Raw genomic sequence first — 5,528 nt, 5'->3', positions numbered from 1 at the left:
GCGGCCGGCAGCCGGCGCCACTCCCCGGGGTCGTCGTGCATCGCGATCACGGCGGTGACCAGCACGGCCGCCACCACGTCGGCGGCGATCATGGCCAGATAGGCGGCCAGCACGGTCCGCAGGCCGACACCCTCGGCGGAGATGCCGAGCACGTGCGGCGTGACGGCGTGGAAGACCAGGACGCCGACGCTCGCCTGGACGGCGAGCAGGGCGACGTTGAAGGCCAGCTTGGTGCCGCGCTGGCCGCGTACGGCGACCAGCCCGGCCCCGCCGGCCAGGGCCCGGACCAGGATCACGGTGACCGGGTCGAAGCCGAGCAGCCCGAAGACCATCGGGAACTCGGAGACGTTGACGCCGTGCGCGCCGCGCCGGACGCGGACGTGCACGGTGAAGCCCTCGGTGAGGAAGAACAGCACCGCGAGCCCGGCCAGCCACCACAGCCCGCCGGGCAGCGCGGGCGCGGCGATGCCGTCGGCGGCGAGGATCAGCGCCACGGCGGCGGAGGCCGCGCCCATGCTCGCGGTGAGCAGACCCACCAGGAGCTGAGGACGCGGCCGCCACCTGCGCCGATCTAGTGCCATGGCTCCCCGGTCCAGCCGGCCGCCGACCAGCTGCGCCCGCTCCAGGACCGGCCCGTCCAGGTCTGTGACGACCAGCTCCGCCCGGTCCAGACGGCGCTCGACCAGCTCCGCCCGCTCCAGCCGGCGCCCGACCACGACCGGCCCGTCCAGGTGACCGGTGACCAGGTCTTGTTGCCGGCTACCGCGGTGCCCCAGGCGGTTCCGGTCCAGGCGGCGCCGTTCCAGGTGCCGCCGGCCCAGCTCGTCTGCTTGGCTGCCGCTGTCGTCCAGGCCTTGGCGTTCCAAGGGGTGCCGAAGATGTCCTTCTCGCCGGTCAACGGGGTGCCCGTGACCGAGTCGTAGACGTAGGCGCCACCCCGAGCGGCCTCGAGAGAGCCCAGCCCGGTGGCCGCGACGTTGGACTGCTTGCCGCCCTTCTTCTTGGTCCGGGCAGCCCGGGCGAGGTTGATCTGGCCTGCTCCCGCCGCGTACGCGTCACCGCCGACGATGGGGTCGGCGGTGCTCATCAGCAACGTCTTCACCTCATCGGGCGTGAGCTTGGGGCGCTGCTGCAGCAGCAGAGCCACCGAGCCGGAGACCACCGCCGCCGCCTGCGAAGTGCCGCTGCCGCGCAGGAGACGCTGCTGAGGGTCGTCGAGCAAGCTCAGCCGGGCAGCCGGATAAGTGCGGTCGATGTACGAACCGGGGCTCGCCAGTGACACCACGGACCGACCGGGCGCCAGCACGTCGGGGTGCCGTGCGGCATTGCCGCGGTTGCTGAAGTCCGCGACCACGTCGTCCGTGCGGGTGTCGGTGCTGCGAGGATCCGCTCCGCCGACGGCAATGACATCCGGGTCCACGGCGGGCATGGTCAGGCGGTTCGCCGCGAAACCGTCGTTACCCGCGGCGACCACGACGACGATGCCGGCCTCCCAGGCCTTCTCGACCGCGAAGGCCAGTGGGTCGAGCTGCGCCGACTGAACCGACTGGGTTCCGTAGGACAGGTTCAGCACCCGGATGTTGAGGCCCGGGTCGTTGCGGTGCGCGACGACCCAGTCGATACCGGCAATGATCTGGGTGACGTCGCTGGCGCCGTCGGCGGCGGCCACCTTGACGTTGACGATGTGCGCACCAGGGGCCACGCCGTCGAAGCGGGTGCCGAGCGTCGCAGCGGGATCCTGCCCGGCGATGATGCCGGCCATGTGCGTGCCGTGACCGAACGTGTCGAGGTAGCGCAGATTGGCAGCTTGTGACTCGAAGGACAGGTCCGGTCCGTTGATCACCTTTCCGGCGCCGTTGAGGCCTTGGACGGGAGTCACCCCGGAGTCGATGAGCGCAACGCCGACGCCGGCGCCGGTCAGCGCTACACCGGTGGTGGTGTCCCCGTCGTCCGGGTCGTCTTTGTCGGCCTTATCTGCTCCTGCGCCCTTGATGACGCTGCTCATCTTGGTGGTCCCGCTCTGCACCAACCAGTTCTGGCCCAGCCACGGCGGGTCCGCGGCCGCGTGGGCGGGGGCACCGATCCCGAGGGTGCCGGTCACGGTGACAGCGGTGACGGCCAGGGCCGCGAGTTTCCGCATGGATGCTCCTTCGGTGGCACCGCTGCCCACGGGGTCGGGGAGTCGCCCCCGGGCGCAGTGCCGGTACAGCCGCCCTATCGGCCACAACCGGCCGGACTTGAACGGAACGTGCGTGGCACCCGTCACGAGCGGGCGGATCGTCGGATGGCACGATTCGACACCGGGTGTGCGTGGGTACACAGACGTCAAACGCACCGGAGACGGAGTACTGGCATGGCCATTCTGGGTATCGACATCGGCGGTTCCGGCGTGAAGGGGGCGCCGGTCGACACCGTGCGGGGTGAGCTGCTCGAGGAGCGGTTCCGGGTCCCCACCCCGCAGCCCTCGGACGTCGGCAGCGTCGTGGAGGCGGTCGCCGAGGTCGCCGCCAAGTTCTCCGGTTACGACCGGGTCGGGATCACCTTCCCCGGCGTGGTGGTCGACGGGGTCATCCGGACCGCCGCCAACGTCGACAAGTCGTGGCTCGACGCGCCCGCCGCCCAGCTGTTCACCGAGCGGCTCGGCAAGCCCGTCTCGGTGCTCAACGACGCCGACGCCGCGGGCGTCGCCGAGGTCGCCTTCGGCGCCGGGCACGACCAGCGCGGCCTGACGATGATGCTCACCTTCGGTACGGGCATCGGCAGCGCCCTGTTCCTGGACGGCACGCTGATCCCGAACACCGAGTTCGGCCACCTGGAGCTGGACGGCAAGGACGCCGAGCTGCGCGCCTCCGACCGGGCCCGCGAGCAGGAGGACCTTAGCTGGGAGAAGTGGGCCGGCCGGGTCCAGGAGTACCTGCGGCACGTGGAGATGCTGCTGTCGCCGCGGCTGTTCATCGTCGGTGGCGGCGTGAGCAAGAAGGCCGACAAGTGGCTGCCGCTGATCGAGATCCGTACCCCGATCGTGCCGGCCACGCTGCTGAACAACGCCGGCATCATCGGTGCCGCGGTCACCGCCGAGCAGGCCGACGGGCACCCCGGCGCGTTCCCCGTCGACGCCGACCAGCCGAGCTGAGGAGTCCCATGCCGCGCACCGTCGCCACCAACACCAAGGTCGGCCGCGAGGAGCTCCTCGAGTTCCTCCGGCCCCGGCACCACGCGATCCTGATGACCACCCGCCGGGACGGGCGCCCGCAGGCGTCGCCGAACACCTGCGGGGTCGACGCCGAGGGCCGCATCGTGATCTCGACGTACCCGGAGCGGGCCAAGGCGATGAACATCCGCCGCGACTCCCGGGTCAGCGTCTGCGTGCTCTCCGACGACTTCGGCGGCCCGTGGGTGCAGGTCGACGGCACGGCCGAGGTCATCGACCTGCCGGAGTCGGTCGAGCCGCTGGTCGAGTACTTCCGGAGCATCTCCGGCGAGCACCCGGACTGGGACGAGTACCGCCAGGCCATGCGCGACCAGGGCAAGTCCCTGATCCGGATCACCGTCGAGCGGTGGGGCCCGATCGCCACCGGCGGTTTCCCGGCCCGCCTGGCCTGACGGCGTTCTCCCGATCGGGCCGGGCCGGTCCGGTTCGGTGCGGCCCCGGCGGGTACGCCTGCCGGGGACAACCCGCCCGGCAACCGGCAAAGGAGCCGATCATGACGGATCCCGACGACACCCGGGACGTGCTGACCACCCGGCAGGGCCATCCGGTCCACGACAACCAGAACCAGCGCACGGTCGGCGCCCGCGGGCCGGCGACGCTGGAGAACTACCACTTCCTGGAGAAGATCAGCCACTTCGACCGCGAACGCATCCCCGAGCGGGTCGTGCACGCGCGCGGCGTCACCGCGTTCGGCTATTTCGAGGCGTACGGCAAGTGGGGTGACGAGCCCATCGCCGGCTTCACCCGGGCCAGGCTGTTCCAGGAGGCCGGCCGGCGCACCGACGTGGCCCTGCGCTTCTCGACGGTCATCGGCGGGCGCGACTCCAGCGAGGCAGCCCGGGACCCGCGCGGCTTCGCGGTGAAGTTCTACACCGAGGACGGCAACTGGGACCTCGTCGGCAACAACCTGGGCGTCTTCTTCATCCGGGACGCCGTCAAGTTCCCCGACGTGATCCACGCGCTCAAGCCGGACCCGGTGGACTTCGAGCAGAAGCCGAACCGGATCTTCGACTTCATGTCGCAGACGCCCGAGTCGATGCACATGCTGATCAACCTGTTCAGCCCGCGCGGCATCCCGGCCGACTACCGGCACATGCAGGGCTTCGGGGTGAACACCTACAAGTGGGTCAACGAGGCCGGCGTGAGCGTGCTGGTCAAGTACCACTGGATGCCCAAGCTGGGCGTGCGCAGCATGACCGAGGAGGACGCCGCGAACGTGCAGGCGGGCGGTCTCGGGCACGCCACCAAGGACCTGTACGCGGCGATCGGCGCCGGCGACTTCCCGGAGTGGGAGCTGCTGGTGCAGATGATGAGCGACGACGAGCACCCCGAGCTCGACTTCGACCCGCTGGACGACACCAAGGTGTGGCCCGAGAACGAGTTCCCGCCGCGGCCGGTGGGGCGCCTGGTGCTCGACCGGATGCCGGAGAACTACTTCGCCGAGAACGAGCAGATCGCGTTCGGCACCGGCGTGCTGGTCGACGGTCTCGACTTCTCCGACGACAAGATGCTGGTCGGGCGCACGTTCTCGTACTCGGACACGCAGCGCTACCGGGTCGGCCCGAACTACCTGCAGCTGCCGGTCAACCAGGCCCGCAACGCGACCGTCCGGACCAATCAGCGCGACGGTCAGATGGCCCACTATCAGGACTTGGCCGGGCAGAACCCGCACGTCAACTACGAGCCGTCGATCACCGGCGGGCTGCGCGAGGCGCAGTACCCGGGCCATGACGAGCAGGGTCCGGTGATCACCGGGCGGCTGACCCGCAAGCGGCTGCCGCGCACCAACGACTACGCCCAGGCGGGTCAGCGGTACCTGCTCATGGAGCAGTGGGAGCGCGACGACCTGGTGCGCAACTTCGTCGACCTGCTGGCGCAGTGCGACCGGCCGATCCAGGAGCGGATGGTCTGGCACTTCCTGCTGGTGGAGAACGAGCTCGGTCTGCGGGTCGGCGAGGGCCTCAAGATCAGCCCGGAGGACGTCCGCGGCCTGCGACCGCTGCCCGGCCGGACGCTCACCGACGGGGACCGGGAGCGCCTCGCCCACCTGGGCACCAACCCGCCCCGGGACGTCGCGGGCCTGAAGATGACCCACTGCGTCCCCGACGAACGGGCTAAGATGACCCGTTAGGCGGCGACCGCGCCCAGCAGGTAGATCAGGGTCTCGCGGTGCAGGTCGGCGACCGGTTCGAGCAGGTCCGGGTGGCGGAGCAGGGCCGTGGCCTCCAGGTCGCGGGGGTCCGGGGCGGTCAGCCGGCGGAACTCGCTGGGCAGGTCGCCCGCCTTGCGCGGCCGCGGCCGGGGCCGGCCGTCCGCG

At 71.0% G+C, this 5,528-nt stretch carries 4 protein-coding genes and 2 pseudogenes; 3 read left to right on the top strand and 3 right to left on the bottom strand.

The genetic code is table 11. The features are described 5' to 3' along the window. Together AB0C29_RS31210 and AB0C29_RS31205 are read right to left on the bottom strand one after the other, a co-directional pair. A pseudogene (locus AB0C29_RS31210) lies at window positions 1–536 on the bottom strand (hypothetical protein); the annotation flags it as partial. Between the two features lie 35 nt (window positions 537–571). Further along, window positions 572–2,140: a S8 family serine peptidase gene (locus AB0C29_RS31205; RefSeq protein WP_360827649.1), complete on the bottom strand. Its 1,569-nt coding sequence runs from the start codon at window positions 2,138–2,140 to the stop codon at window positions 572–574. A gap of 213 nt (window positions 2,141–2,353) precedes the next feature. On the opposite strand from AB0C29_RS31205, the gene ppgK reads away from it, so the two are divergent. The 3 genes from ppgK to AB0C29_RS31190 all read left to right on the top strand — a co-directional run bounded on the left by ppgK (window position 2,354) and on the right by AB0C29_RS31190 (window position 5,342). After that, window positions 2,354–3,133 (top strand): polyphosphate--glucose phosphotransferase, encoded by a 780-nt coding sequence (gene ppgK / locus AB0C29_RS31200; RefSeq protein ID WP_360827646.1) that lies wholly within the window; start codon window positions 2,354–2,356, stop codon window positions 3,131–3,133. A gap of 8 nt (window positions 3,134–3,141) precedes the next feature. Continuing rightward, complete coding sequence (locus tag AB0C29_RS31195; RefSeq protein WP_360544147.1) at window positions 3,142–3,603, top strand: PPOX class F420-dependent oxidoreductase; 462 nt, start codon at window positions 3,142–3,144, stop codon at window positions 3,601–3,603. 101 nt (window positions 3,604–3,704) lie between these two features. Next, window positions 3,705–5,342: a catalase gene (locus tag AB0C29_RS31190; RefSeq protein ID WP_360827642.1), complete on the top strand. Its 1,638-nt coding sequence runs from the start codon at window positions 3,705–3,707 to the stop codon at window positions 5,340–5,342. On the opposite strand, the pseudogene AB0C29_RS31185 reads toward AB0C29_RS31190, so the two are convergent. After that, window positions 5,339–5,528: pseudogene (locus tag AB0C29_RS31185) on the bottom strand (hypothetical protein); the annotation flags it as partial. The gene AB0C29_RS31190 and the pseudogene AB0C29_RS31185 overlap by 4 nt on opposite strands.

The organism is Actinoplanes sp. NPDC048791 (assembly GCF_040650095.1).
Lineage (GTDB): Bacteria > Actinomycetota > Actinomycetes > Mycobacteriales > Micromonosporaceae > Actinoplanes.
This window is presented reverse-complemented; position numbering and strand designations above follow the sequence as displayed.